Genomic DNA, 26,804 nt, shown 5'->3' on the forward strand with positions numbered 1-26,804 from the left:
CCATGCCCTCTACCTCTCTTCCCGCGCGTCGCGCTTTTCCCGCCCGCCGGCAACGTTTGTTGCATGCGTTGGCCGCGGCTTTGCTGCCGCTGGCCCTCGCAGCCTGCAACGGCGGCGGCGACGACCATGACGACGAACCCGTCACCGTCGCGCCGCCTCCCGTCGAAGAAACGCCCCCCGCAGAATCCCAGCCGCCGCGCAATACGGCCTATCTGCAGGCCAAGCCGGGCGACGTCATCCAGGTCCGCATCGAGGAACTGCATCCCACCCAGGCCGCCATCGGCTACGACCAGATCTACTACAAGCTCGGCCGCTGGCAAGGGGACTTCGAACGCCCGACCTGGGCGGACAAGCCGGCACTGCAGCTGGACTACCTGAACCGCACGGTCGGCAAGAAGTTCGACGACTACTGCGAAGACATGGGCGGCGCCGAGCGCGCGCAGGAATTCCAGAGCATCGCCGAGGCGCGCGTCGCCCGCCTGGACCAGCCGGCCACCTATGCCTGCAAGAACGCCCCGGGCACCAACGCGGCCAACCTCAAGACGGTGGTGGTCGGCTGGGACGGCAACCTGTATCTGACCGACGGCCACCATACCTTCTCGTCGCTGCGCGAAATCGCCGATGGCGGCCCCAAGCTGCCGGTCTGGGTCAAGGTCGACGCCAACTACAGCACCCTGCCCAATGCGGCGGCGTTCTGGCAGCGCATGGTCGACGAACGCCGCGCCTGGCTGCGCGACGGCCAGAACCAACCCATCACCGTGGACCAGTTGCCCGCCCGCCTGGGGCTGGCCAGCGCCCAGGAAGCCGGCGGCATGCAAGAGGACCGCTACCGCTCGCTGGTGTACTTCACCCGCGACATCGCCTACAGCAATGGCAACCTGCCGGAGTTCGCGGAGTTCCTGTGGGGCGACTGGCTGCGCCGCCAGGCCGCGGGCGGCCAGCTGCCGGGCCTGGACCAGTACAAGATGATGGCGCCCGCCGCGCCGGCGCAGATCCTCGCTGTCAGCACGCTCGACAAGAGCCTGGCGCCTGCCGGCTCCAATGACAGCTATGCCGCCGCGGTGCGCGACGCCTCCCTGAAGATGAGCGCATTGAAGGACACCGACATCGTCTTCGATGACCGCGACGCTGCCGGCCTGGGACGTATCGCGCTGTCGCCCGACGCCGCCAGCGGCTCGCCCACCAAGAAGGCGCGCGACACCCTGGAAGAACTGCCGCGCAACGACGCCAAGAACGATGGCAGTCCGCGGGGCGCAGGCAAGCTGTGGTTCGCCGTGAACTACCGCAACTGCGGCAAGCCCGCGACGGGCACCTGCTGGGGCTGGTAAGCCGCGGCGCCCGCCCACGCGCGCTAAGCGTCGATCTGCATGGCGGGCCGGGCCTGGACCCGGTCCATCCATGCCCGCACATGCGGATGCGACGCCACTCTGGCGCCCAGATAGGCGCTGTAGCCGACCACCGAACCGACCACCAGGTCGGCCAATGAGTAGGCCGCGCCCAACATCCAGGGCTGCCGCGACAGATGGCCGTCCAGCACGGCCAGCAACGCGTCCACGTCATCCAATACGCGTTCCGCCTCGACGCCGCCGGGCGCGTCTGCGCCCTGCGTGGCGAGATACAGGCGCATCACCGCCGCGCCGTAGCTGACATAGGACCAGGCGCACCACGACATCGCCAGCAGGCGTTCGGGCGTGCCGGCGGCGGGCCACAGGCCGCGCTCCACGCCGTAGCGCTCTCCCAGCCATAGCTGTATCGCCAAGGTTTCGAACAAGGGAGCGCCGTCCACTGTCAGCGTGGGGACCTTCCCGTTGGGATTGAGCGCCAGGAATTCGGGGCGATGCTGTTCCCCCGTCCTGATGTCCACCTTGATGCGTTCATGCGGCACTTGCAGTTCAGCGAGCGCGCTGGCAACCGGGGTTGCGCTGGACATGGGGTGCCAATAGAAGACGATAGACATGGGCAAATCTCCAATTCGATCAAGGGATGTGCGTCGCGGCCCCTGCCGCTGACTACGGGGGCCACTGTAGAATCCATTGAGGACAGATTCCGCCCTCGATACGCGCTATCGTGCCGCCATGCTTACTTCCAGCAACCGCCTCCTGCGCCTGCTGTCGCTGCTGCAGACCCGCCGCCATTGGGCCGGGAACGAACTGGCCGCGACGCTGGCGATCCACCCCCGCACCCTGCGGCGCGACATCGACAAGCTGCGCGAACTGGGCTACCCCGTCCATGCCAGCAGCGGCGTGGCCGGCGGCTACGCCTTTCGCGCGGGAAAGGCGCTGCCACCCCTGTTGTTGGACGACGATGAAGCGCTGGCCGTGGCGCTCACGCTGCGCACGGCGGCCACGGGCACGGTGGGCGGCATCGAGGAAACCGCGCTGCGGGCGCTGGTGAAGCTGGAGCAGGTCATGCCGCAGCGCCTGCGCCACCGGGTCGACGCGCTGCGATCGGCCATCGTGCCGATCCCGCGCGACGGCGCGGCCGTCGACGCCACCCTGCTGGCCACGCTGGCAGCCGCCTGCCGCGACCAATTGCGGGTCGGCTTCGACTATGCGGACGGCAAGGGCCGGGCAAGCACCCGACTGGTGGAGCCGCAAGGCTTGGCGCATACCGGATACCGCTGGTATCTGGTGGCCTGGGATCCCGCGCGCGAGGACTGGCGCACCTTCCGTATCGACCGCATCGCGGGCGCCCCGGAAGTCGGCGCGCATTTCGCGCCGCGCCCTCCGCCCGAAGGCGGCGATCTGCGCGCCTATGTCTCGCGCTCGGTCAACATGGCGCCGCATCCGGAGCCCGCGCGCGTGATCCTGCACGCGCCGCGCGCCGTCATGGCCACGCGCATCCCGCCGGGCGCCGGCCAGATCGAAGCGCTGGACGAAGCACGTTGCGTACTGCAATGCGCCGTGCCCAGCCTGGACGCGCTGGTGTACTGGCTGATGGCGCTGGACGTCGAATTCGAGGTGCTGGCGCCTGCGGCGCTGCAGGACCGCCTGCGTCTGGCCAGCGAACGGCTGGGGCGCAGCCTGGAAAAAATGGCAGTTCCCAAAGCGCGCGGATAGCGGTCGGATTTGGCTGTTTTTCGGCCTATCCCGTTCTGTGTATTTCGCCCGCGATTCGAGTATCTTGGCTGCTTTCCAAACATTTCCAGAAATCACGCCATGAGCAACGTTCCCGACGCCGACGCCTTCCTGCAATTCCTCGTCAACCTGGTGAACAACGGCAGCCAGATCGAGAGCATCGGCGTCACCCTGCAGATGGGCGGCATGCTGGTGTCGGGTTCCATCGTGTCCGGGGCAGAGTACTTCGACAGCTTCGCCGCCAGCTTCACGGGATCCCTGGACAAGGTGGACGACGCCACTCGCAAGGCCGTGCATGCCTCGCTGACGGAACTGGGCGACGTCTTCCGCGTGCCCCAACCCGCTGACCCGCTGCCGAACTACATCCATCTCGCCGACGCCCTGTTATTCACTGCCGACGGCACCCCCATCGCCGGACAGCCCACGCTGTGGCGCGGCCGCACCAGCGCGGTCGACGGCTTCGTGCTGGGCCGCCTGCAGGAAGAAGCGGCCGGCTGAGGCCGCCGATATCCCTATTGCGCATAGGTCCCCGCCCCGGTTCTCGGGCGCGGGGCGCGCCGCTACGCAAAAACCACTACGCTATGGGTTTGCCTCCGCCCCCAACCCTGAGTCCGCCCGCCTTCTCTCCACTTGAAGCACGGGCTCGCTTGAAGTCACTCCCCCGCATGGAAAGACTCCGCATCGTCCTGGTCGACGACCATCCCCTGGTCTTGATGGGGATGCGCGACCTGCTGGAAAAGGACCTCAACTTCGAGGTCACGGCCACCCTGCCCGGGCCGACCGCGCTGATCCAGCACCTGCAACGCGATATGCCGCACGTGGTCATCACCGACTACTCCATGCCCGGCGACGACACCTATGGCGACGGCATCCGCCTGGTCAAATACCTGACGCGGCATTATCCGGACGTCCAGATCGTGGTGCTGACCATGGTGTCGAACTCCATGATCATCTCGGCGCTCTACGACGCCGGGGTGGCCGCCGTGGTGCTCAAGCGCGACAACCTCACCGAAATCATGACCGCGCTGGAAACGCTGCATGCCGGCCGCAAGTACTATCCGCCCGGCTTCCAGCGCGACGGCGCGGCCGATGAGCGCAGCAAGTTCATCGGCGAACGCATCAACAGCCTGTCGCCCAAGGAATTCGAAGTGCTGCGCCACTTCATCCGCGGCGAATCCATGATGCAGGTGGCCGAGGCCTTGAAGCGCAGCGTCAAGACGGTCAGCGGCCAGAAGATCTCGGCCATGCGCAAGCTCAACGTCCGCACCGACCAGGAACTGATCGCCTTCTGCGTCGAAAGCGAAATCTTCCAGTAGGCTGTCCGTTTTCCGGAAATTCAGGCAGGAACGCGCAGCATGACGCAAAAAGCAATCGAGACGGTGGCGGGCCAGGAAGTGGACCGCAAGCTGATGCAGGGCTTGATCGAACAGTCGGCCGGCCGTCCGCTGTCGTTCCATGACTGCGACTTCCAGGACGCGGATTTTTCGCGCCTGGATCTGCGCGGCGCGCAATTGACCGCGTGCGCGATCGCTGGCGCTTCCTTTCAGGGCGCCACGCTGGCGGACTCCGTCTGGCTGCGCTGCCGCGGCGGCCAGGTGGATTTCGCCTCATGCGACGCCAGCGATGCCGTCTTTGAAAACTGCGACCTCAACAATGCCAACTGGCGCCGCGCCCGGCTGGCCGCCGCCCGTTTCCAGGGCTGCAAGCTCACCGGCAGCGACTTCGACGGCATCGCCTGCCTGGGCTGGTCGCTGGAGGAATGCCTGCTGGTCGGCGCGCTGCTGCGCGGCGTGTCGTTTCGCAAGACCGACGTGCGGCACCTGGACTTCTCCGATGCCGACCTGACCGGCAGCGATTTCCGCGACACCGTGTTCCATGGCGGCAGCCTGCGCAACGCCATCCTGAAGAATGTCCGCTTCGAAGGCGCCGACCTGCGCGAAGCCGACCTGGGCGGCCTGGACCTGAATTCGGCCGCGCGCCTGGCAGGCGCCACCATATCCAAGACTCAGGCGGCAGCCCTACTGGCCGAATTGCGCATCAGCGTGATCTGAAGCGCGCCGGCTGCGGCGGACAAAGCGCTGCTCGACCACCACGCTGCCCCACTGCCGGCCTTCGGACTCCTCGGCCAGCGTGAAGCCGGCAGCCTCGTAGAGATGCCTGGCTGCATCCAGCCCCTTGAAGGTCCACAAGTACGTCTCGTCGTAGTGGGCGTCGACAAACGCCATGGCCCGCTCCAGCAGGACGCGGCCCACGCCCATGCCGCGCAGCGACTCGTCGACGATGAACCAGCGCAGGTGCGCTTCACGGGCGGCAAGATCGCCATCGATGACGATGGAAGCCAGCGTCCTGCCGTTGTCCACGTACAGCCAGATGTTCTTGCCGGTGGCGGGCAGGCCTTCGGCGAACTCGGCCAGCTCGCTCGCGACCTTGCGTTCGAAGTACACGCCGAATCCCGAGGCCTGCGCGTAATAGCGCGCATGCAGGCTGGCCACGTCGCCGATGCAGCCGGGCAGGTAGCCCGCGTGGATCTGCTCTGCGATGCCGCCCGTGACGGCGGGCGCGGTGTTGGGGTTCTCGTGCGACAGGGCGTCGGCGTAAAGAGAAAGAAAGCGGATCAGCGACTGCTGGTCCTCGGGCGCCAGTTGGCGCAATGCCCGCGAAACCTGGTCGGTGGCGAACTGGTCTATCTGCGTACGCAGCCGGGTGCCGGCTTCGCTCAGGTACAGCCGCGACGAGCGCGCATCGTCGCTGTCGGCCTCGCGCGTCAGCAGCCCGGCTGACTCCAGTTTGGCGACCTGACGGCTGGTATTGGACTTGTCCAGCCTGAGGATGGCCGCCAGATCGCGCGCCTGGATGCCCGGCTGCAGGCCGATCTCGATGATGGCGTGGACGGCGGACGGCGCCAGCTCGCTGCCGGCCAGCGAGCTGCGCATGAAGCCCAGCTCGCGCACCAGTTTGCGTGAGAACTCCCGCAAATCCCGGATCGTCTGATCGCGGGACTGGATGGGGGTATCGATCAGATCCATGGCGCGCCCTTAAAGTTGCGATTCGCAACCAATATACTTGCGGATCGCAACCAATTCAACATTTTTCGCGTCAGTCGCTGCCGCGGCCTATTTCGGCCGCTTGAACCCCGCGCGCGCGGCCTCGACCGTCTGGCGGCAGACGCAGCCGCTCATGTGATCGTTGACCATGCCCACGGCCTGCATGAAGGCGTACATGGTTGTCGGGCCCACGAAAGTCCAGCCGCGCTTCTTCAGGTCACGCGACAGCGCCGCCGACGCCGGCGAGGTCGGATTGCCATTCCAGTAGTCCAGGTCCACGGTCGCGGGACGGTCCTGGGCCAGCGGCTCATGGCTCCAGAGCCAGGCCGACAATGAACCCGTCTCGTCGGCCAGGGCGCGTGCGCGCCTGGCATTGTTGATGGCGGACACGATCTTGCTACGGTTGCGCACGATGCCCGCGTCGCCCATCAGGCGCTCGACGTCGCGCTCCGTGTAGCGCGCCACCCGCTCGAAGTCGAAGTCATCGAAGGCCGCGCGGAACGCCTCGCGCTTGCGCAGGATCGTGATCCAGGCCATGCCGGCCTGAAAACCCTCCAGGCAGATCTTCTCGTACAGGCGGCGGTCATCCGCCACCGGCCTGCCCCACTCATGGTCGTGATAGTCGGGCATGGACGGCTGCCAGAAGCAGCGCGCCACGCCCTGCTCGTCCGTGATCAGGCCCGGATCGTTCTTGTTCATCTCATCGGGCTTCATGCGGCGGCTTACTGCTTGCCCGGCACCGGGCAGCTCAGGTCGCCTTCCTCGCACTTCAGGTAGGCCTGCAGTTCCTTGGTGCGCGCCTGCGTCAGTTTGTCCAGGCACAGGCTCAGCGTCATGGGATAGGCGCTGCCGCCGGACGTGCTGCTGGACGCGAAGGCGCACTCCGCATCGCGAAAGAACAGCCAGGCCTTCTGGGCGGCATGCAGCTGGGTCGTCGCGTCCCGGTCGTTCTTCAGGCGCGCGGTCACTTCCTTGTAGGCGGCGTTCAAGGCGGCGTCGGACTTGCGGTACGCCTGGTCGGCGCACAGGCTCATGTCCGTCTGCGTGGCCGCGTTGCCGCAATCCAGCGGCTGCGCCTGCGCGCTTGCGGCCAGCGCAAGCGCGGCAGCGGCGGTCATGATGGCGATACGCATGGAATTCCTCCTGTGTGGCTGGTGAACCAGGAAAGTGTCGCATGGAACAATGGCCTCCCGCAGCGGCGGCTGCGCCGCCAGTGGCCTAAGATGGCGGCTATGAAGATCCAATTGCTCTCCGACCTGCACCTTGAAACCGACCCGGATTTCCTGGCCCGGCCCGCACCCGGCGCCGACCTGCTCGTGCTGGCCGGGGACATAGGCTCATACCGCCGCGGTTCGCTCATGACGGGCGACGACTTCGGCCTGGGCAGCTATGCGCCGAGCAAGGGCTGGCCCACGCCCGTGGTGTATGTCCCCGGCAACCACGAATACGACAACGTCGATTTCGACGAGACCCACGCACGGCTGCGCCAGCTTTGCGGCGAACTCGGCATCCACTGGCTGGAGCGCGAGACGCTGGTCATCGATGGCGTGCGCTTTGTCGGCACCACGCTGTGGACGGATTTCGACGCGCTGGCCGCGCCCGGCGACACCGTCGGCGCGGCCCTGAAAAAGCGCGAAAAAGCGTTTCGCGCGGCGGACTTCTATCTGGAAAAGGCCGAAATGCGCCGCAACGGCGCGCCCTTCATGGCCGAGCAGATGCGCGAGCAGGGGCTGCTATGCCAGCAATGGCTGCAAGACGCCCTGCGCGCGCCCCACGACGGGCCGACCGTGGCCATCACCCACTTCGCCCCCACCTTGGCGAGCGCGGATCCGCGTTACGGCGTCACCCCCGGCACAGCAGGGTTCTGCAATGCACTGGACGCCCTGCTGCCCCTGGCCGACGTCTGGATGCACGGCCATCTGCACTGTCCGCAGGACTATGTGAAGAATGGCTGCCGCATCGTGGCCAATCCGCTGGGCTACGCCAAGAAGGGCGAACAGCAGGACTTTGCGCCTGACCGCCTGTGGGACGTGACGGCGTCTAGAACTTGAGGCTGGCGCTCAAGGCGTAGGTGCGCGGGTCGCCCGCCTTCACGTAGTCCGGCGACTGGTATAGCCAGTAACGCTTGTCGGCCAGATTGTTGATGCCCGCGCGGAACGTGGTTTCGTAGCCGTAGATGCGCGTGTCGTAGGTGGCGCCGATATTGACGATGGCGTAGTCGGACACCTGGACCGCATTCGAAGCGCCCAGCATGGTGCTGCCGGTGTACTTCACGTCGGCCCTGAGCTTCAGGCCCGGCAGTTGCGGAACCGAATACGCGACCTGGGCGGCGGCGACGAACTTGGGCGCGCCCGCGACGCGGTTGCCGGTGAAGCTGGAGCCCTTCTTGTATTCCGAGTCCAGGAACATCAGGCTGCCGCCCACGTTCCAGTTCGTCGCAATGCGCGTGGAGGCTCCCAGCTCCAGCCCTTGGTAGATCGACTTGCCGTCCTGCACCAGCTCATTGGCGGCGTTGGTGTATTCCGCCTTCTTCTCGATGCGGAACAGCGCCGCCGTGGCAGCCCAGCCGTCCTGGTTGGTCTTGATGCCCAGTTCGTACTGCTTGCTCTTGAGCGGGTCCAGCAGCGCGCCGAAGTTGGCGTAGGTATTGCCCACCGACGACCCCGGCTCCAGCGACTCGATGTAGCTGGCATAGGCCATGGTCTGCGGCGTGATGTTGTACATCAGCGCCACCGTCGGCGTCAGCACGCCGTTCTTGTCGTAGCGCGAATTGCGCACGCCCGCGGCGTCGAAACCGACCTGTTCGTAGTCGGTATAGCGCAGGCCGCCCAGCACGGACCAGCCGCCGGTCAGGTCGATGGTGTCGCTTGCGAACAGCGCCTTCTGCGTGATCTCGGCGGCGCGGTACAGGTCCAGGCTGCCCTCGCTGTAATAGGTGTTGGTGTTCTGCGTGCGCAGATTGCCCGTGCCTTGCAGCTGGTACACGCCGTTGGCGCTGTAGTCGTTCTTCTGCTTTTGCCAGGACGCGCCCGCCACCACCTGGTGTTTCAGCGGGCCGGTGCTGAACCTGCCTTCGAGCATGCCCTGCCATTGGTTGTAGGCATAGGCTTCACCGTAATCCGAGCGATAGTCCTGGTAGTCGCCCGCCTGGTTCTGCAGGAACAGCACCGATTCATTGCGGCGGGTGCGAGTGGAGCTGTAGCTGTAGTCGGTGCGCACTGACCAATCGGACGACAGCTGGTACTTCAGCCCGGTCGAATAGAAGCGGAATTTATTGTCGGCATACGGGCCCTGGCCCACCAGCCTGCCGTTGTCGTTGCGCACCGGCGACGGCAGCTCCGAGCCCGCCATCTGGCCAGCGTAGATGGTCGGCTCCTGCCCGATCGCCTTGCGGTTCTGGTAGATGGACTGGAAGTCCCAGGTCAGCTTGTCGGTCAGGCGCGCGTCCAGCGCCAGCGACACCGAATCCCGATACAGCGAGCCGCCGTTATAGGTATTGCCCTCTTCATGCGTGGCGTTCAGGCGATAGCCGAAGCGGCCGTCGCCGCCCACGCGCCCGCCCAGATCGACGTGTTCACGCAGGAGGCCCTTGGACACATAGCCCAGCTCGATGCTGCGCACCGGCTCGTCGGTCGGCTTCTTGGTGACATAGTTGATCAGTCCGCCCGGCGAACCGAAGCCGTACATGAAACCGGATGCGCCCTTGAGCAGGTCGATCTGTTCGAAGTGCTCGTAAGGCAAGGTGGTGACGTAGCTAAGGAAGGGCTTGCCGTCGATGCGGTAGGAATTCTGCCAATCCAGCGGCAGGCCGCGCACGCTCAGATAACTGGCCCAGGCGCCGTAGGAGGCGCTGTTGTCGGTGACGGATGCGTCCAGGGCGAACACGTCGCCCAGCTTGCGGACCTGCCGCTCCTCGATATCCGCGGCGGTGACCACGGCCGTGGAAAACGGCGTCTCCAGCTGGCTGCGGTTGCCCAGCGCCCCGCTGTTCACCGGCGCGGACAGATGCTCCAGCGTGTCGTCCAGCGAGGTCGCGTTGACGGTCACTGCCGGCAACTGGGCCACGCCTTGCGCATCCCCCCCGACCGTCGGCGGCGGCGTGCCGGCGGCCTGGGCCTGGACGCCCCCGGAATGAACGATGCCCAGGGTCAGGGCTAGGGCATAGGGTGCAACGGCATGCCGCGCGTGCTTGCGCGCGCGGCACTTCCTGGCGGAAGCGGGACGGACCACGTTGAATTCTCCAGAGCGGGAGGGGAAGAAATGTCGACTTCTTATAAATAAGACTGATTCGCAATTATATTAATAACTGCGAACTTCCCCATGCCGCTCTGGCCCTGCGGTCACTGCTTGGACGCTTTCTCCAACTGATCGCGCAGCCGCTCCTCCTGGGCGCGCAGCTCCGCCGTGAACTCCTCGCCGAAGTCGTCGGCCTCGTACAGCGGGCGGATCTCGATGTCAGACGGGCCGGGCATCGGATTCGGACAGCGCTTGACCCATTCGATGGCCTCCTGCAGCGAGGCGCACTCCCAGAGCCAGTAGCCGGCGATCAGCTCCTTGGTTTCCGCAAAGGGGCCGTCTATCACCTGCCGGCTGCTGCCGGAAAAGTGCACCCGTGCGCCCTTGGAGCTGGGTTTCAGGCCGTCGCCCGCCAGCATCACGCCCGCCTTGACCAGTTCCTCGTTGAACCGCCCCATGTCGGCCAGCAGTTGCTGGGTGGGCATCACCCCTGCTTCGCTATCGGCGGTGGCCCTGACTTGAACCATGAATCGCATCTCGGTCTCCTTGTGTGGATGATGGAACTTGCATGCTCCATCCACACGACGAACCGCGCCAGTCGAAATCGACAGCCGCCAGGAAAAAAAGTGTATCCGTGGCCGGGTCGGCGTCCTCCATGAAAAAACCCATGACGCCCGGAAAGCGTCATGGGTTCTTGCCGCCATGGCTGACGGGGCGATCAGCGCATCACGGCGCCGGATTCGGCTGGCGGGCGTGGATCTTGTCGATCGCCTCCAGCACCTCGGCCGACAGGGTCACGTCCACGCTGTCGATGTTCTCCTTCAGCTGTTCCAGCGTGGTCGCGCCGATCAGGTTGCTGGTGACGAAGGGGCGCTGGTTGACCCAGGCCAGGGCCAGGTGGGTGGGCGAAATGCCGTGCGTGCGCGCCAGTTCGACGTAGGCGCGGGTGGCGGCCTCGGCCTGCTCATTGCTGTAGCGGGTGAAGCGCGTGTAGAGCGTCAGGCGGGCGCCGGCCGGGCGCGCTCCGTCCAGGTACTTGCCGCAAAGCATGCCCATCGCCAGCGGCGAATAGGCCAACAGGCCCACGCCTTCGTGGTGCGAGTACTCAGACAGGCCGATCTCGTAGACGCGGTTCAGCAGGCTGTAGGCGTTCTGGATGGTTGCGATGCGCGGCAAGCTCTTGTTCTCGGCATGCCGCAGGAACTGGCCGACACCCCAGGGCGTTTCATTGGACACGCCGATGTGGCGCACCTTGCCGGCGCGCACGAAGTCCTGCAGCACCTCCAGCGTTTCCTCGATCGGCACGGTGTACTCGTCCTGGACCCAGGGATAGGACAGCTTGCCGAAGGTGGCCGTCGTGCGGTCGGGCCAATGCAGCTGATACAGGTCCAGGTAGTCCGTTTGCAGGCGCTTCAGGCTGGCATCCAGGGCCGCGGTCAGATTCTTGCGGTCCAGGTGGGTCTTGCCGTCGCGGATGTGGCCCGGACGCTTCGCGTCGCGCACGGGGCCCGCCGCCTTGCTGGCCAGCACGATATCCTGGCGGCGCTTGCTGCGCGCCAGCCAGGTGCCGATATAGGTCTCGGTGAGGCCCTGCGTTTCGGGCTTGGGCGGCACCGGATACATTTCGGCGACGTCAACCAGATTGATGCCACGCTCCAGGGCGTAGTCCAGCTGCTGGTGCGCCTCGGCTTCGGTGTTCTGCTCGCCCCAGGTCATGGTGCCCAGTCCGATCAGGCTGACATCCAGGTCGGTACGGCCGAGTTTGCGGTATTTCAATTTCTGCTCCGTGCGGTGTCGCTTACTAGGGAAGCGACACCTTACTCCAAGAAGCTTTTCAAATACCTGGCAACGATCCGCGGCTGCGGGTTATTCGCCCCTTGCCCGCCGCGCCGCACTCGGCATACGCTCTATCCCCAAATAACCACCGGAAATCAACGTGCTGCGCGAAATTGATGAAACCTACGTGTTTTTCATCTGCGTAATCGCTTGCCTGGCCATCATCGAGCTGGGCTTCCGGTTGGGGCGCAGGCACCGCCGCGCTTCCGACGACGCCGCCAAGACCCATATCGGCGCGCTCCAGACCGCCTTGCTGGGCCTGCTGGCGCTGCTGCTGGGCTTTACCTTCGCGATGTCGGTGACGCGTTTCGAAACGCGCAAGAACCTGGTGCTGGAAGAGGCCAACGCCATCGGCAACGCCTATTGGCGCTCGCAGCTGCTGCCTCCCGCGGCCCGCGATCCCATCGCGAAGCTCTTGCTGGAATACACGACGACGGCGCTGGAGTTCAGCGACGCCGACAACGACAAGGAGCGCCTGGCCGCGGCCAGCGTGACGTCGCGGCGCATCGAGCGCCAGATCCGGAGCACGGCTGCGAGCGTCCTGGAGAACCCGCCGTCGATATCCACGGTCATGTTCATCCAGGCCATCAACGAAATGGCCCAGGTCAATGAAAAGCGCCGCGTCGCGCTGGAAAACCACGTACCCGAGCCCGTCTTCTATCTGCTCTTCATCGTCACCGGCGGCGCAATGGGCTTCATCGCCTACGGCACCGGGCTGCACAAGCGCAGGCGGCTGATCTCGACCGGCCTGTTCGCCACGCTTATTTCCCTGGTGCTGACCTTCATCCTGGACATCGACCAGCCAGCCAGCGGCGTGATCATGGTCAGCCAGGAGAGCATGGTGCGGATGAAGGCGACGCTGGAGCAGGAGCGCTAGGCGCGCGGCGCCTGCGCCCCCGTCCTGGCACGCGTCAGTACTGGTAGCGCATCGTCAGCATGGCGCTGCGTCCCGCCCCCCACGCGCCCTGGCTGTAGAACCCGATCTGGCTGTAGTACTTGCGATCGAACAGGTTGTTCACATTGAGCTGGGCGCTCAGGTTGCGATTGAAGCGGTAGCGAGCCATCAGATTGGTGATCGCATAGCTGCCCTGACCGACTCGCTCTTCTCCGTTCGGGCCGCTTGCCATCGTGTACACATGGCTTTGCCAGTTGACGCCGCCGCCCACCGTCAGACGGTTCCAATCGCCAGGCAGCGTATAAGTCGTGAACACGCGCACCAGGCTGCGCGGCTGGTCGGTCTGTATGGCATTGCCATCGCCGTCGCGCGCAGTCCAGTGCGACCAGCCCGCGGCAAGGTTCCATCCCGGCATCACTTCACCCGAAACCTCCAGGTCAAAACCGCGGCTGCGCGTGCCCTGCGCAGCGGTGTAGGCCTGGTTGATGGTGCCCGGCACCATGTAGCCCGGATCGACCTGGGCCACATTGTCCTGCTCGATCTGGAACACCGCGGCGCTGGCGTTCAGCTTGCCGTCCAGGAACTCGCCCTTGATCCCCGCTTCGTAAGACTTGCCCTCGAGCGGATCGAGCCAGTTGCCGCTGCGGTCCTGATAGCTCTGCGGATTGAAGATGCCGGTGTAGCTGACGTAGGCCGTGTAGGTCTCGTTGATGTCGTAGAGCAGGCCGGCATAGGGCGTGAATTCGTTCTTCTTGAAAGACTGGCGGCTGCCGCCGCCAAAGCCGACCGAATCCGTTTCCCACGTGCTGTAGCGGCCGCCCACGATGAGCTTGAGCGGATCGGCAAGATTGAAGCGCAAGGCGCCGTACCAGCCCGTTTGCTTGGTGGTGTACCGATTGGCGGTGACCGAATCGCTGCTCCATTCCGGCTCCGGATACGAGCCGTCCCAGTCGAGGAAATTGCCCACGGCCGCGCTCGACAGGGCCGAGCGGTAGTCGAAGTCGCCGTGCTGGCGGTTGAAGCTGGCGCCCACGACAGCCTCGTGGCGGCGGCCGAACAGCGTGAACGGACCGGATGCCTTGACGTCCAGGCTGTTCTGCTTGCGGTCTCCCACGTACCACGCCGGCGATGCGTTCACACCCAGGCCGGTGTCGCGGTCGGGCCAGCCATAGAGATAGAGAAGCTTGGCATCCATCTCGTTCTTTGAATGCGATCCCACCGCGTTGACAGTCCAGCCATTGTCGAAGCGGTGTTCCAGGCTGGCGAAAGCGCCCTGGGTCGTGCTACCCCACGAACTCCAGTCCGCCCCGGTGTTCAGCGAACGGCTCCAGTCCGTGCGGCCGCCGTCGGCGTACCAGAGCGGGAAGCCGCCCCAGCTGCTGCGTTTCGGGTCGTTGTCCTGGTAATTGAAACCCACGCTCAGCGTCGTGCGGGAGGTGATGTCCGCGTCCACCACGCCATAGAACACCTTCTTGCGGTTCTGGTAGCCATCCAGGTAGGAGTGATTGTCCTGATAGGCCGAGACGATGCGTCCGCGCACACTGCCGGCGGAGTTGAGCGGCGTGGACAGATCCACCGTGCCGCGATAGGTGTCCCAGTTGCCAGCGCTGACGCTCATGTCCGCCTTGAACTCGCGGCTGGTGGCATGCTTGCGTACCAGGTTGATCGACGCGGACGGATTCCCCGCACCGGTCAGCAGGCCGGTGGCGCCCCGCACCACCTCGACCCGGTCATAGATGATGGGATCGAGCGATGACTCGCCCGCGGCATAGCCGGTGTCGAAGCTCGTCGGAATTCCGTCATACATGTAGTTGCTGACGCTGAAGCCGCGGGAATTGAACGAATACCGCTCGCTGTCATAGTTCTGCACCGAAATACCCGGCGTGCTCGCCATCACGTCAACCAGCGAAAGCATGCTCTCGTCGTCCATGCGTTGCCGCGTGACCACCGTGACCGACTGCGGCGTTTCACGCAATGTCAGCGGCAGCCCCGTACTGGCGGCGGTGGCGCGCGGCGTATACGAACCGGTGCCCTCGGTGGTGGTGCTGTCGGCGTTGCCGATCACCTGTACGGACTGCAAGGTGGCCACGCCCTCGTCCTGAGCCGTGGCAGTGCCGCAGGCCAGTGCCATCAGCACCAGGCAAGGCGTGCGCCGCAGGACGAGGCGTGGACGAACGGAACGAGTGCGGCCGGCGGGCCCGGGGTGTTGCATGTTGGCTTCCTTTCCCATGTTGAAACTTCTAATGGGAAGAAAGTGTAATGCAAACAATTCTCAGGTGCGTTATTGAATAACCAAGTATCACCTGCTGGACGTCCGTATCGTTTTGGGAACGCAACCTGGTTGCAGGCAGACCGCCCGGCCGGCCGGGTAGCTTGTCGAATCGCGCGCCAAAATGAAAACTGGCGCGGCCATCGTCGCGGCCGCGCCAGAAATTCCGGCTACCCGGTAGCGGCCAAGGCCGCTCGTGGCTGTGCCTCAGCCCGCCTTGCCCGCCGACGCCAACGCCTGCGCCGCGGGCTCGCCCGCGTCCGCACAGGCCGCCGGGCTGCGCTCGGCAAGCGCTTCCAGCAACTCGGACGACGGCACGAAGAACAGGCCGCCCGTGACCGCGTGGCTGAAGTCGAGCAGGCGGTCGTAATTGCCGGGCGGACGTCCGACGAACATGTTCTCCAGCATCAGCTCGATGGGACGCGGCGAACGCGCGTAGCCGATGAAGTACGTGCCGAATTCCCCGGATCCCGGCCGGCCGAACGGCATGTTGTCGCGCAGGATCTTCAGTTCCTGGCCGTTTTCCTCGATGGTCGTCAGGGCGCTGTGCGAGGACGAGGGCTTGATGTCGTCGTCGAGTTCCACGTTGGACCACTTGTGGCGGCCGATGACCCCTTCCTGGCCTTCGACCGTCAGCGCATTCCAGGCCTTCATGTCGTGCAGGTACTTCTGCACCAGCACGTAGCTGCCGCCGGCGAACTCGGCGTCCTCGTCGCCGATGACGGTGAAGTCGAATGCTTCCTGCCCTTCCGGATTCTCGGTCCCGTCGACGAAGCCGATGATGGCGCGGCGGTCGAAGTAGCGAAAGCCATGGACCTCATCCACGACCGTCACGGCATCGCCCAATCCGCCCAGCAACAAGGTGGCCAGTTCGAAGCAGAAATCCATCGAGTCCGCGCGGATGTGCAGCAGCAGGTCGCCCGGCGTCGCCATGGCCAGGCGCTCGCCGGAACCGAACTCGCGGAAAGGGTGCAGCGCGGCGGGACGCGGCGCGCCGAAAAGCGTGTCCCAGGCCGTGGAGCCGAAGGCGGTGACACAGGAAAGATTCTGCTCGGGCGCGCGCGTGCCCACCGTGCGGACAACGGCGGCGACATCGGCGCACCAGCCACGCACGGTTTCGGCGGCGGCGGCGCCTTCGTTGAGGGTGGCCACGATGAAAATCGCGTGGCGGGTCGTCGTATTGTGGACGGCTTGGGATAGGGGCTGACGGTCAGACATCGGATCGGGGACCTCAAGAAAGCGAGCGCGGCGGCGCGAAAGGGCTAGTCCGATTCTAAGCGCGGACTGTGTACGTGCGCACCCGATTGGTTACGGCACCGCCCTCAACCACTCGCTCACCACATCCAGCACGATGCGGCTTTGTTCGCGGTGCGGCACATGCCCGCAGTTCTCCAGCAGCACAGGGCGGCCGCCGGCCAGCGCCGCGATCTTTTCCTGGTGTTTGGGGGAACCGTATTCGTCGATTTCGCCATGCAGGGCAAGCACGGGGCAACGCACCTGGCGCAATTGCTCGTCCAGGTTCCAGGCGGCAAACTCGGGCGACAGCCAGGTGTTGATCCACGCGCCCAGCACCCATTCGGCTTTCTCGCCGTGATACTTCTTCAGCCGGTCCAGCTGGCCGGGTTCTGCGAAATTCTGCTTGGCGGCCCGTATGCCTTCCAGTGTGCGGTCTTCGGCAAACATCTGTGCGGACTCGGTGATCAGCGCCCGGCAATCGTCGGCATACACGCCGGCGCAGCAGACAGCCATGCCACCGCCCACGCTATGGCCGAACCCCACGTAGGGGCCGATGCCCAGCGCTGCGCGCAGGCTGCGGAATCCGCCCTGCGCTTCTTCTTCCACAAAGCCGGGTTCGAACACGGCGGTATTGGGATCGGAGCGGCCAAAGCCCAGGCGGTCATAGGCGATGACGCTGCGCCCGGTGGCCTGCGCCAGTTGTTCAGGGAAATCGCGCCACAGCTCCACGCAACCCAGCGAATCATGGAACAGCACGATGGGCGCTGCGGCAGCGGTCTCACCGGCGGGATCCCAGCGCCGCGCGAAAAGGCGGCCCTGGCTGGTGTTCACGTAGACATCCTGGCTGGTAACGGCAAGCATGAAAAGTCCTGGGGAGAGTATGCGACGATGCGCCATCGCACCGCGCTCCGATTATAGGAAAGCCGGCGGCCTCACCGCAGTCCGGACACCACGCCTGCGGCGATGATGAGCAGGACCAGCGCGGAAATCGCCGTGTAGGCGTAGTCGCGCTCGCGCAGGAAAATGGCCAGCATCAGCGCCACCCGCGCCACTGGCAGCAGGATGAACAGGGCCACCCCGACCTTGACGAGTCCAAGGTCCCGCAGGCCGCCATGCGCGGGCAACAGGAAATCCACAGCCATGCCGGCGGCGATGAGGGCCGAGGCGAGCCAGGTTCCGTACCACAGCAAGCCGGCGATGGCGCGGTCGCGCCGCGCCTGTTTGTCCACCGTCTGCGTCATGCCGGGCCTCGCGGGATATGCACGCCCAACGCGCTCAGCAGCATCTGCACAGCCAGCAGGGACAGCACGATCACGAAGAACAGCCGCAGCTTGTCCGCCGGCAGGCCCATCAGCAGGCGGGCGCCGAGCAAAGCGCCCGCGACCGAACCCAGCGCGACCGGTCCGGCGATGCCTATGTCGATGTCGCCGCGCACGAAATAGGCGCCGGCGCTGGCGGCGGCGGTCACGCCGATCATGAAATTGGACGTCGCCGACGAGACCTTGATGGGCAGCTTCAGCGCGGCATCCATGGCCGGAATCTTGAGCACGCCCGAGCCTATTCCGAGCAAGGCCGAAATCAGCCCCGCGCCATACATCAGCGACAAACCCAGCGGCACGCGGTCCACCTGATAGTGCACCTCCCGGCCCAGCGCGCGGTCGGGGAAGCTTGCGTGCAGGCGCAACGCGGTGGCCCAGCTGGCGGCGCCGGGCGCAATCGCCACGGCCTCGCGCCGGCGCGCCAGCATCTGCTGCGCGGACAGCGCCAGGATCACTGCGAACAGGCCGTAGAGAAATCCGGTCGAGACGATGCCGATGAGGAACACGCCGGTCAGCGCCCCCAGCGTGGTGGCCGTCTCCAGGACGATGGCAAGCCTGACGTTGGTCAGCCGCCCTTTCAGGAAAGGCGCGGCGCTGCCGCAGGAACAGGCGATCACCGAGATGATGCTGGCCCCGATGGCGACATGGATGTCCACGCCGAACAGCAGCGTCAGGATGGGCACGATGAAGATGCCGCTGGCCATCCCCAGCACCCCGCCCAGCGCGCTGGCGCCGAAGGCGGCGGCGAACAGCCAGAAGATCGTCGAGGTCTCCATGGCCGCCGCTTCAGGTCGGCTTGCGTGGCTGGCGCGCCAGGCGGGTACTGAAGCGGATCAGGTCGCCGCGGTAGTACAGCTTTTCGTAGTCGACGGGCCGCTGCCCCTCGGTGTAGGACGTGCGCTCGATGAGGAAGATCGGGCTTCCCGCGGCGACGCCCAGCGCCTGCGCGACGCGTTCGTCTGCCGTCACCGCTTCCAGCTGGTACTCGGCCTCGATCAGCGGCAGGTCGTAGCGCAGCTCCAGCAGGTCGAAGATGGGCTCGGCCTCCAGGTCGTTGCTGGCGACTTTTTCGCCCACGTCCAGCGGTAGATAGGTTTCATCAAACGACATGGCCACGCCGTCCGCCAGCCGCACTCGCTCGATCCGATAGACCAGCGCGCCGCGCGCCACGCCCAGTTGGCGGGCGACGTCTTCCGTGGCCGGCACCGGGCGCTTGTCCAGCAGGCGCGCGGTCGCCCGGCGGCCGAGCGCGGTCATGTCCTCGACGAATCCGCTCAGGGCCGTCAGCGGCTGCATCAGCTTGGGCTCCGTGACGAACGTGCCTTTGCCGCGCCGGATTTCCACCAGCCCGCGCGCAACCAGGTTTTCCACCGCCTTGCGCACCGTGCTGCGGCTGACGGCGAAGCGCTCGATCAGTTGATCTTCCGTCGGCAACCGGTCGCCAGGCGACAGGCTGCCGGACGAGATTTCCGCAGCCAGGGCCATTTCCACCCGGGCATAAAGAGGAGCGTATTCGGTGTCGTTTTGCATGAAATCATCATAACATCATGATGTCATGATGACGCAAGGGCGAACATGCATTACGGATGACGACGCCGGCAACTGGTAGTCTTCGCAGGCCTGCCCGGCGCCTTCCGCGCCGGCGCCACTCTCAAGCGAGACACGATATGAGCAATTTCATGCACAGCGCCTCCGTTCCCGTCCTGACGCAAATGCTGTCGGCCCTGTCCGACGTGCTGAAGAAAGCGGAAGCCCACGCCACGGAAAAGAACATCGATCCGGACGCCTACCTGGGCGCCCGCCTGTTCCCCGATATGTTCCCGCTGTCGCGCCAGGTGCAGATCGCCGCGGATTTTGCAAAGGGCATCGCCTCGCGCCTGGCTGGCGCGGAAGTGCCTTCGTGGCCGGATAGCGAAGCCACCTTCGCGGGCCTGCAAGCCTTGATCGCCAAGACGCTGGAGCACCTGGCTTCGTTCGGCCCCGAACAGTTCGCGCAGAGCGAAGCGCGCGAAATCGTGCTGCGCCCCGGCACGCCCAAGGAAAAGAAACTGAGCGGCAGCGCCTATCTGCTGCACTATGGGCTGCCGCAGTTCTTCTTCCATGTGACCACGGCCTACGACCTCCTGCGCCACAACGGCGTGGAAATCGGCAAGCGCGATTACATGGGCAAGTACTGATCCGTGTCAGCGGGCCTCAAGCCATTGAGGCCCGCGCCCGGCGGCTACTCCGCGTAGCCCGGGTTGCGGCGGTCCAGGCGGCGCAGCAGTCCCGGCCAGGCCAGCATGGCCTTGTGCGCGCGGTCGGCCTGCGATTCCACCGTGGCGTTCTTCAGGATGTCAGGCGGGATGTAGGTCAGTTCGCCACCGGCCTGGGCCCGCACCTGCACCATGCAGGCGGCCTCCAGCCGGTGCATGGCCTGGAACGCTTCGGCCATGCTCTGCCCCACGGTCAACAGGCCATGGTTGCGCAAGATGAGATAAGTGTTGCTGCCCAGGTCCCGTACCAGGCGAGGCTGTTCCTCGGGATTGAGCGCCAGGCCTTCGTAGTCGTGGTAGCTGAGCGAACGCAGCACGATGAACGCGAACTGCGACAGCGGCAGCAGGCCGGCCTTCTGCGCCGACACCGCCACGCCGTTGATGGAGTGCGTATGCAGCACGCACATCGCGTCCTTGCGAGCCGCGTGGATACAGCTATGGATGGTGAAGCCGGCTGGATTGATGTCGTACTCCGACTCCATCACCTTGCGCCCGTCCAGATCGATCTTGACCAGGCTCGATGCCGTGATTTCGTCGAACATCATGCCGTAGGGGTTGATCAGGAAATGTTCGGTCCCCGGCACCTTGGCCGTGATGTGGGTGAAGATCAGATCGTCCCAGCCGAACAGCGCCACCAAACGGTATAGCGCCGCCAGATCCTTGCGGACCTCCCATTCCGTCGCGCTGACCTGTTCGCGCACGCTGGCGCCCTTGCCTGCCGTATCCATGTTGTCTCCGTGTCTTGATGATTGCCCGCCGCGATCGGGCGGACGCTGTCTGTCACTTTATTCGTTTTGGCGGCGGCCGGCACGGGGCGCGGCCAAGGAGCGGTCACCCCGTCTCATAAAAAAAGGCGCCCGTCGGACGCCCTGTTCGTTTCCAGCCGTTTATTGCGGTTCGATCACTGCGGTTCGATCTTCGCGTCGATCGCGCGCTGGGTCCAGACCTGGCGCTGCGACTGCGCGAAGGCCTGGTGTTCAGCCACGCTGTTGGGCGAGACCTGCATGCCCAGGGATTCGAAGCGCTGCAGCACGTCCGGCTCGCGCAGGATGGCGGCGACTTCCTGGTTCAGTTTCTGCACGATGGCGTCGGGCGTCTTGGCCGGCACGGCCACGCCGACCCACACGACCAGGTCGAACTTCTGGTAGCCCAGCTCGGCCAGCGTCGGCACGCTGGGGAACTCCTTGGCGCGTTCATGGCCCGTGTAGGCCAGGCCACGCAGCTTGCCGGCCTGCATGAACGAGGTCACGACAGAGAGGTCGGCGAACAGGTAGTCGACGTGGCCGCCCAGCAGGTCGGTCACGGCCGGCGGCTGGCTCTTGTACGGCACGCCGTTGGCCGCGGCGCCCGCCACCGTGTTGAAGGTGGCGCCGGCGATCTGGCTGGTGGGCGAGCCATACGCGTAGTTCAGGGGCTTGGCCTGCGTGGCCTTGACCAGTTCCTGCAGCGACTTGTAGGGCGCGTCCTCGCGCACCACCAGCATCATCGGAATGGTGGCGATGCGCACGACGTGGGTGAAGTCGCCGGTGGGATCGAACGGCAGCTTGCGGAACAACGCCGGCGTGGCCGAGTGCGTCGAGCTGCTGGTGAGGATCAGCGTGTAGCCGTCGGGCTGGGCGCGCGCGACGAACGAGGCGCCGATGGTGCCAGACGCGCCGGGCTTGTTCTCGATGACGACGGGCACGTTCAGGCGTGGGCCGAGCTTCTCGGCAATGATGCGCGCGCTGGTGTCGGTGGCGCTGCCCGGAGAGAACGGCACGACGATGGTGATGGGCTTGTCAGGATAGGCGCCCTGCGCCAATGCCACGGACGGCAGTGCGCCAGCCAGCGCGGTCAGGACGGTGAGGCTGCCAGCGGCCAGCAGGCGGCGGCGGACGCCGAACGGTCGGATCATGCTTGTCTCCTGTGAGGGGCCGCGGGTCGGCCTCTTGAACTCTGACCGTATGATGCTTGCGACCCGTTTATCCCAACAAGGGACTAATTTTCATAGACTTATTCCAAACCAGGATTAATTCTCTGAAGCCTGGCGCTGCCGCAGATATTCCTCGGTCGCCTGCAGGAAGGCTGAAGCCGCCAGCGACAGCCGCGCGTTGCGGCGCTGGATGAGCCAGAGTTCGTGCCCGTGCTTGCGAGCGCCGTCTATGGCGAGGATGCGCAGGCCCAACTGCCGCGCCAGATCGCAGGCATAACCGGGCACGACCGTTATCCCCAGGCCCGCGCCGACCAGCTTCAACGCCGAGGTCAGCATGCCGGCCTCGATGCGGTAGCGGAATTCCAGGTTCAGGTCGGCCGCCACGCGGTCCAGGCTGCGCCGCACGCTATACACGTTGCGTAGCATGATGTGATCATGGGCGGCCACGTCGGCCCATGACACTGAACGCTTGCGCGTCAACGCATGGCGCGGTGCGCACACCGCGTACATGGTGTCGCGATAGATGACCCGGGTGGCCAGTTCTTCCGAAGGGATTTCGACCGAGACGATGCCGAAGTCGGCGCGGCCGTTGCGCACGTGCTCGATGGTGTCGTCGGTGGAAAGTTCGAACAAATCCAGCTTCACGCTGGGATGGGCGCGGTGATAGTCGGCCACCACCTCGCCCAGCAGGCCGACCATCATCAGCGGCGAAGTGGCCACGCCCACCGTGCCGCGCTCCAGCGTGCGCAGGCCCGACATGCTGCGCTCGGCGGCGCGCACGGTGCCCAGGATTTCCTGGGCATAGGCGTAGAAATCCGCCGCGCCGTCGCAGGGCGTGACGCTGCGGGTGGAGCGCTCGAACAGCGGCTGGCCGACCTCGGCCTCAAGTTCGGCGCAGAGCTTGCTGACGGCCGATTGCGTCACGAAGGCCGCGCGCGCGGCCGCCGTGAAACTGCGCAGTTCGTATAGCGCGCAAAACACGCGCAATTGCTTGAGAGTGATGTTCATGGTCGAAGTCGCCACCAGGCGCCGCCGGCCATGCCGGCCTCAGCGCGCAGGCTCGAGCATATCGCGATCGGCATCCTGGCGCGGCGCCTGGCGCCTGATCTCGCCCGGCGTGCGCGAGAAGCGCACCGGGATGCCGGCGGCCACCAGCGGCCCTTCGGTCGGATGTTCCACGCGCTGGAAGAAGCCCGTCGCCTTCAGGTGCGGATCCTCGAACAGGGCTTCCGGCGTGTTCACCCGCGAGTGCGGAATGTCCGCGTCCGCCAGCAGCGCCAGCCATTCCTCGGTACCGCGCAAGGCGACGATGTCCGCCAGGTCCTGATAGAGCTCGTCGAAGTGCCGCGCGCGTGCGCTTGCGTCGACATAGCGCGCGTCCGCCGCCAGGTCCGCACGTTCGGCCAGGGCGAAGAAGCGCCGCCACTGCGCGTCGGTGTAGGGCAGCAGCGCCAGGTAGCCGTCGCGCGTACGGTAGGGACGCCGCTGCGGCGACAGCACGCGGCTGTAGCCCATGGGTCCCCGCGGCGGCACGAAGCTGTGGCCGCTCATGTGTTCGATCAACGTGAAGGAGACCAGGGTCTCGAACATGGGAACCTCAACCGCCTGCCCCTGACCCGAACGCTCGCGCTCGTACAGCGCCATGGGTATGGCGTAGGCCAGCGTCAGGCCCGCCACCTTGTCGGCAAGGATGGTGTTCACATAGGCCGGCGCGCCGCTGTTGCGCCCCTGCAAATCGGCCAGGCCGCTCATGGCCTGGATGATGTCATCGAAGGCCGGACGCGCCGCATAGGGGCCGTCCTGGCCGAAGCCCACGGCCGAGCAATGGATCAGGCGCGGGTTGCGCGCGCGCAGCGTGTCCGCGTCCAGGCCCAGGCGCGCCAGGGCCGCCGGACGCACGTTGGACACGAACACGTCCGCGCCATCGATCAGGCGCAGCAGGCTTTCGCGATCGGCCGGCGTCTTGGCATCCAGCGTCACGCTGTACTTGTTGCGGTTGAGGTTCAGGTAAGCCGGCCCCATGCCCGGACTCGCGGCCGGAGCCGAGCTGCGGAACACGTCGCCTTCGGGCGCCTCGACCTTGATGACCTCCGCGCCCATGTCGGCGAGGATCTGCGTGCCGTACGGCCCCATGGCCACCGACGTCAGGTCGATGACGCGCACGCCCGCGAGCGGACCGGCCATTACTTGGCCTCCTGCTGCTTCTTGCGATTGACGAAGGGCGCCATGTAGCGGCGCGGCTCGTCGGTGGTGAAGGCCTCGCCGAACGCCGCCACGCTGCGATCCAGGCCGGCCTCGACAGTCGACTCGCTCCAGTAGCGCAGCAGGGCCTTCTGCGAACGCACGGCGATCGGACCGCTTTCGGCGATGGGCGCCACGGTGCGTTCGACCAGGGCGTCCAGCGCGCCGGCCTCGCTGACGAATTCCAGGAAGCCCCACTGCCGGGCCTGGGTCGCGTCCACGGTCTCGCCGGTCAGCAGCAGCCAGTTGGTGGGGCCGGGACCGATGATGGCCGGCAGCAGCACGGCGTGGATCACGGACGGAATGCCCACGCGCACCTCGGGCATGCCGAAAACCGCGTCCGCCGAGCCCAGGCGGATATCGCAGGCCGCGGCCAGCTCCATGCCGGCGCCCAGGCAGAAGCCGGGAATGCGGGCAATGGTGGGCACGGGAATCGCGGCCACGGCGTCGCACAGGTCGCGCAGCCGGGTAATGAACTCGCGCGCGCCCTGCGGGTCGAGTTCGGCCATTTCATAGATGTTGGCGCCGCCCACGAAGGCACGCTCGCCCGAGCCGCGGATGACGACGGCGCGGGCATCGTCCTGCGCGCCAATCCAGCGGGCGGCCTCGGTCAGGCTCAACGTGACCGCCGAGGCCAGGATGTTCAGGCTCTTGGCATCGTGGATCTGCAAGGTGTAGACGCCGCGCTCGTCGCGGGTCACGAGGGCATGGGAAAAGGCGGGAATAGGCGCGGTCATGGAAACTCCAGCTAGGGTTATCGTCACCGATGCTAAGGGCGAGGTTTCATTACAACAAACGAGTAATTTTCATTAAATAAGTCTGGAATGGAATAAATACCGAAGCACGGGCGGCTTGGGTACGATAGCCGCCCAACCGCAACCCGCGCGGATGCTCGAAGCCCGATGAACCACGCCCCACCCTCGCATCATTACACGCCCGGCCGCCTGACATCCTTCTACTGGCGCGGCGACGCCATGCGCAGCCGCAGCGTCAGCGGCACGGTGCTGACCGCCACGCTGGACGTACCCGTGCCGCCCGCGCGCGTGCTGTCGGATTGGGAGCGCGAGATGGCCACGCGCCTGTATCTGGAACCCGGGGACGTGGAGCAGATGCCGCTGGCGCGCACGCAGGCGCGCTGGCCCGAATACGGACTATGCCTGCAAGCCATGCGCGACTGGACGCACGACCGGGGGCTGTCCGACGTGCTGGCGAGCGCCGACATCGCCCTCATGGCCTGCCGCGGCGCCCGCTACCACCATGACGGCGGCCAATATGGCGGCGCCGCCTTCTGCAATCTGTTCCTGGGCGAAGACCGGGGCCTGGACGTGCATTTCCCGGCCGCCGGCCTGCGCATTCCGCTCCTGCGCGGCACCGCCATGATCTTCGATACCTGCCAGCCGCATGCCGTCATCCCGCGCGACGGCACGGGTTTTCGCGAGGCGGACTTCGCGGCCGGTTTGGAGCTGGCGCAATTGTTCCTGACGTGGGAACTGCCGATCGAGGACCCTCGCATCGCAAGCGCGCTCGGCATCGCCTTCGATGTCGATCCGGCTACCGCCGCGCGGCTGGATGAGGAACAAGTGCGGATGGATGGAGCCCGGGCGGCGATCGATCCGGAATCCGGGCGGTGGCTGGCTGAGGACTGAAGCGGCAACGCAGCACGCCGGCGATCAAGACCCCGGCAGCGCCGCCCCCATGGCGGCAAACAAACCGCCGCACACCTTGTTGAAACGCCGGCCGGCGCGCTCCAGCCAGGGGCGCACGCGATGCGCCAGTCGCGCCAACACGTACTCGACCAGGAACTCCACCACCACGAAGGTCCCGGCCATGATCGCGAACTGCGTGTACAGGCTGCGCGCAGGATCAATGAACTGCGGCAGGAAGGCGCCGTAGAACAGCAGGGCCTTGGGATTGGAAATGGCCGACAGCAGGCCCTGGCTGAACATGCGCATGCCACGTATGCGCGGCATGTCAGGGGCCGGCTGCAACTGCACGCCCGGGGCGCGCCAGAGCTGGATGCCGAGCCAGATCAGATAGGCCCCGCCCGCCCACTTCAATACCGTCAGCGCTGGGCCCCAGGCCTTGAGCAAGGCGCTGATGCCCAGCATCGACAAGGCGATGAGCGCGACAAAGCCCACTGCGCCGCCCGCGATGGTGCACAGGGCCTTGCGGTGCCCATGCAGTGCCCCATGGGTCAGCGCGAGCAGCGTGTTCGGTCCGGGGGTTACCGACAGGCCGATGACCGCGACCAGATAGATGAGCCAGCTATGCAGCGCCATGGCGGAGTGCGTGAAAGAAGGGAAAGCGGCCAGTCTAGACCGCGGCGCCAGAGCTGCGCAAATGCGGCCGGAATGGAAGCGGACCGGCAGGCGCCGCTCCCCCCTTCCGCGCCGCCTGCTCTGGCGGCCTGCCGCTCAGCGGCGGAACCCTCCACCATGGAATCCGCCGAAGCCGCCGCCCCAGCCCTGTCTCTTATACACATCT

At 66.0% G+C, this 26,804-nt stretch carries 28 protein-coding genes; 9 read left to right on the plus strand and 19 right to left on the minus strand.

From position 1 onward, the window contains the following. Window positions 1-2: 2 nt before the first annotated feature. A complete protein-coding gene (locus tag DXK93_RS04555) occupies window positions 3-1,328 on the plus strand; it encodes a ParB/Srx family N-terminal domain-containing protein (RefSeq protein ID WP_119449465.1) in 1,326 nt (441 codons plus the stop codon). Window positions 1,329-1,351: 23 nt separating this feature from the next. Here the strand turns inward: DXK93_RS04555 and DXK93_RS04560 are convergent, their stop codons facing one another. Then, on the minus strand, window positions 1,352-1,957 hold the full coding sequence (locus DXK93_RS04560) for a glutathione S-transferase family protein (RefSeq protein ID WP_054451718.1): 606 nt from the start codon (window positions 1,955-1,957) through the stop codon (window positions 1,352-1,354). 118 nt (window positions 1,958-2,075) lie between these two features. On the opposite strand from DXK93_RS04560, the gene DXK93_RS04565 reads away from it, so the two are divergent. The 4 genes from DXK93_RS04565 to DXK93_RS04580 all read left to right on the plus strand — a co-directional run bounded on the left by DXK93_RS04565 (window position 2,076) and on the right by DXK93_RS04580 (window position 5,128). Beyond that, window positions 2,076-3,059, plus strand: a complete 984-nt coding sequence (locus tag DXK93_RS04565) for a YafY family protein (RefSeq protein ID WP_119449466.1) — start codon at window positions 2,076-2,078, stop codon at window positions 3,057-3,059. 99 nt (window positions 3,060-3,158) lie between these two features. Further along, window positions 3,159-3,575: a gas vesicle accessory protein GvpU gene (gene gvpU / locus DXK93_RS32090; RefSeq protein ID WP_199728272.1), complete on the plus strand. Its 417-nt coding sequence runs from the start codon at window positions 3,159-3,161 to the stop codon at window positions 3,573-3,575. Between the two features lie 167 nt (window positions 3,576-3,742). Beyond that, complete coding sequence (locus DXK93_RS04575; RefSeq protein WP_054451720.1) at window positions 3,743-4,393, plus strand: response regulator; 651 nt, start codon at window positions 3,743-3,745, stop codon at window positions 4,391-4,393. 39 nt (window positions 4,394-4,432) lie between these two features. Further along, on the plus strand, window positions 4,433-5,128 hold the full coding sequence (locus DXK93_RS04580) for a pentapeptide repeat-containing protein (RefSeq protein WP_119449467.1): 696 nt from the start codon (window positions 4,433-4,435) through the stop codon (window positions 5,126-5,128). On the opposite strand, the gene DXK93_RS04585 is transcribed toward DXK93_RS04580, so the two are convergent. From DXK93_RS04585 to DXK93_RS04595, 3 genes are all read right to left on the minus strand, one after another. Continuing rightward, window positions 5,096-6,103 (minus strand): helix-turn-helix domain-containing GNAT family N-acetyltransferase, encoded by a 1,008-nt coding sequence (locus tag DXK93_RS04585; protein WP_054451724.1) that lies wholly within the window; start codon window positions 6,101-6,103, stop codon window positions 5,096-5,098. The genes DXK93_RS04580 and DXK93_RS04585 overlap by 33 nt on opposite strands. A gap of 87 nt (window positions 6,104-6,190) precedes the next feature. Further along, window positions 6,191-6,835, minus strand: coding sequence for a DNA-3-methyladenine glycosylase I (locus tag DXK93_RS04590; protein WP_119449468.1), 645 nt, complete (start codon window positions 6,833-6,835; stop codon window positions 6,191-6,193). A gap of 8 nt (window positions 6,836-6,843) precedes the next feature. Further along, the gene (locus DXK93_RS04595; RefSeq protein ID WP_119449469.1) at window positions 6,844-7,254 is read right to left on the minus strand and encodes a lysozyme inhibitor LprI family protein; all 411 of its coding nucleotides are present in this window, start codon (window positions 7,252-7,254) and stop codon (window positions 6,844-6,846) included. A gap of 99 nt (window positions 7,255-7,353) precedes the next feature. Here DXK93_RS04595 and DXK93_RS04600 point away from each other — a divergent pair, with 99 nt between their 5' ends. Beyond that, window positions 7,354-8,172, plus strand: coding sequence for a metallophosphoesterase (locus DXK93_RS04600; protein WP_119449479.1), 819 nt, complete (start codon window positions 7,354-7,356; stop codon window positions 8,170-8,172). Here the strand turns inward: DXK93_RS04600 and DXK93_RS04605 are convergent. The 3 genes from DXK93_RS04605 to DXK93_RS04615 all read right to left on the minus strand — a co-directional run bounded on the left by DXK93_RS04605 (window position 8,162) and on the right by DXK93_RS04615 (window position 12,133). Continuing rightward, window positions 8,162-10,351, minus strand: coding sequence for a TonB-dependent siderophore receptor (locus DXK93_RS04605; RefSeq protein ID WP_054451728.1), 2,190 nt, complete (start codon window positions 10,349-10,351; stop codon window positions 8,162-8,164). The genes DXK93_RS04600 and DXK93_RS04605 overlap by 11 nt on opposite strands. A gap of 110 nt (window positions 10,352-10,461) precedes the next feature. Then, complete coding sequence (locus DXK93_RS04610; protein ID WP_054451730.1) at window positions 10,462-10,893, minus strand: YciI family protein; 432 nt, start codon at window positions 10,891-10,893, stop codon at window positions 10,462-10,464. A 190-nt stretch (window positions 10,894-11,083) separates the two neighbouring features. Beyond that, the gene (locus tag DXK93_RS04615; RefSeq protein WP_054451732.1) at window positions 11,084-12,133 is read right to left on the minus strand and encodes an NADP(H)-dependent aldo-keto reductase; all 1,050 of its coding nucleotides are present in this window, start codon (window positions 12,131-12,133) and stop codon (window positions 11,084-11,086) included. A gap of 160 nt (window positions 12,134-12,293) precedes the next feature. Between DXK93_RS04615 and DXK93_RS04620 the strand changes: the two genes are divergently transcribed. Continuing rightward, complete coding sequence (locus DXK93_RS04620) at window positions 12,294-13,070, plus strand: DUF4239 domain-containing protein (RefSeq protein WP_054451734.1); 777 nt, start codon at window positions 12,294-12,296, stop codon at window positions 13,068-13,070. Between the two features lie 34 nt (window positions 13,071-13,104). Here DXK93_RS04620 and fhuE read toward each other — a convergent pair whose 3' ends face one another. From fhuE to DXK93_RS04650, 6 genes are all read right to left on the minus strand, one after another. Beyond that, window positions 13,105-15,300, minus strand: coding sequence for a ferric-rhodotorulic acid/ferric-coprogen receptor FhuE (gene fhuE, locus DXK93_RS04625; RefSeq protein WP_119449480.1), 2,196 nt, complete (start codon window positions 15,298-15,300; stop codon window positions 13,105-13,107). Between the two features lie 264 nt (window positions 15,301-15,564). Further along, window positions 15,565-16,575, minus strand: a complete 1,011-nt coding sequence (locus DXK93_RS04630; protein WP_054451736.1) for a Dyp-type peroxidase — start codon at window positions 16,573-16,575, stop codon at window positions 15,565-15,567. Between the two features lie 90 nt (window positions 16,576-16,665). Then, entirely contained in the window at window positions 16,666-17,454 is a 789-nt protein-coding gene (locus tag DXK93_RS04635) for an alpha/beta fold hydrolase (protein ID WP_054451738.1), read from the minus strand. A 71-nt stretch (window positions 17,455-17,525) separates the two neighbouring features. Beyond that, window positions 17,526-17,834: a DUF1634 domain-containing protein gene (locus DXK93_RS04640; protein ID WP_054451740.1), complete on the minus strand. Its 309-nt coding sequence runs from the start codon at window positions 17,832-17,834 to the stop codon at window positions 17,526-17,528. Beyond that, window positions 17,831-18,688: a sulfite exporter TauE/SafE family protein gene (locus tag DXK93_RS04645; RefSeq protein ID WP_119449470.1), complete on the minus strand. Its 858-nt coding sequence runs from the start codon at window positions 18,686-18,688 to the stop codon at window positions 17,831-17,833. Before DXK93_RS04645 ends, DXK93_RS04640 begins: the two co-directional genes overlap by 4 nt. Window positions 18,689-18,698: 10 nt before the next feature. Beyond that, complete coding sequence (locus tag DXK93_RS04650) at window positions 18,699-19,442, minus strand: GntR family transcriptional regulator (RefSeq protein ID WP_119449471.1); 744 nt, start codon at window positions 19,440-19,442, stop codon at window positions 18,699-18,701. Window positions 19,443-19,579: 137 nt separating this feature from the next. Here DXK93_RS04650 and DXK93_RS04655 point away from each other — a divergent pair, with 137 nt between their 5' ends. Beyond that, window positions 19,580-20,089, plus strand: a complete 510-nt coding sequence (locus tag DXK93_RS04655) for a DUF1993 family protein (RefSeq protein ID WP_054451745.1) — start codon at window positions 19,580-19,582, stop codon at window positions 20,087-20,089. A gap of 44 nt (window positions 20,090-20,133) precedes the next feature. Here the strand turns inward: DXK93_RS04655 and DXK93_RS04660 are convergent, their stop codons facing one another. The 5 genes from DXK93_RS04660 to DXK93_RS04680 all read right to left on the minus strand — a co-directional run bounded on the left by DXK93_RS04660 (window position 20,134) and on the right by DXK93_RS04680 (window position 25,057). Then, window positions 20,134-20,895: a class II aldolase/adducin family protein gene (locus DXK93_RS04660; RefSeq protein ID WP_119449472.1), complete on the minus strand. Its 762-nt coding sequence runs from the start codon at window positions 20,893-20,895 to the stop codon at window positions 20,134-20,136. Window positions 20,896-21,068: 173 nt separating this feature from the next. Then, window positions 21,069-22,061: a tripartite tricarboxylate transporter substrate binding protein gene (locus tag DXK93_RS04665; RefSeq protein WP_054451748.1), complete on the minus strand. Its 993-nt coding sequence runs from the start codon at window positions 22,059-22,061 to the stop codon at window positions 21,069-21,071. Window positions 22,062-22,175: 114 nt separating this feature from the next. Then, a complete protein-coding gene (locus DXK93_RS04670; protein ID WP_054451750.1) occupies window positions 22,176-23,087 on the minus strand; it encodes a LysR family transcriptional regulator in 912 nt (303 codons plus the stop codon). Window positions 23,088-23,126: 39 nt separating this feature from the next. Beyond that, the gene (locus DXK93_RS04675) at window positions 23,127-24,263 is read right to left on the minus strand and encodes a CaiB/BaiF CoA-transferase family protein (protein WP_119449473.1); all 1,137 of its coding nucleotides are present in this window, start codon (window positions 24,261-24,263) and stop codon (window positions 23,127-23,129) included. Then, a complete protein-coding gene (locus tag DXK93_RS04680; protein ID WP_054451754.1) occupies window positions 24,263-25,057 on the minus strand; it encodes an enoyl-CoA hydratase in 795 nt (264 codons plus the stop codon). The genes DXK93_RS04675 and DXK93_RS04680 overlap by 1 nt, the downstream gene beginning before the upstream one ends. Before the next feature lie 165 nt (window positions 25,058-25,222). Here DXK93_RS04680 and DXK93_RS04685 point away from each other — a divergent pair, with 165 nt between their 5' ends. Beyond that, window positions 25,223-25,966 carry a hypothetical protein gene (locus tag DXK93_RS04685; RefSeq protein WP_119449474.1) on the plus strand — a complete coding sequence of 248 codons (744 nt, stop codon included), beginning with the start codon at window positions 25,223-25,225 and terminating at the stop codon, window positions 25,964-25,966. 24 nt (window positions 25,967-25,990) lie between these two features. Here the strand turns inward: DXK93_RS04685 and DXK93_RS04690 are convergent, their stop codons facing one another. Then, window positions 25,991-26,599, minus strand: coding sequence for a LysE family translocator (locus DXK93_RS04690; protein WP_119449475.1), 609 nt, complete (start codon window positions 26,597-26,599; stop codon window positions 25,991-25,993). Between the last annotated feature and the right edge of the window lie 205 nt (window positions 26,600-26,804).

The organism is Achromobacter sp. K91 (assembly GCF_003576205.1).
Classification (GTDB): domain Bacteria; phylum Pseudomonadota; class Gammaproteobacteria; order Burkholderiales; family Burkholderiaceae_B; genus Achromobacter; species Achromobacter aegrifaciens.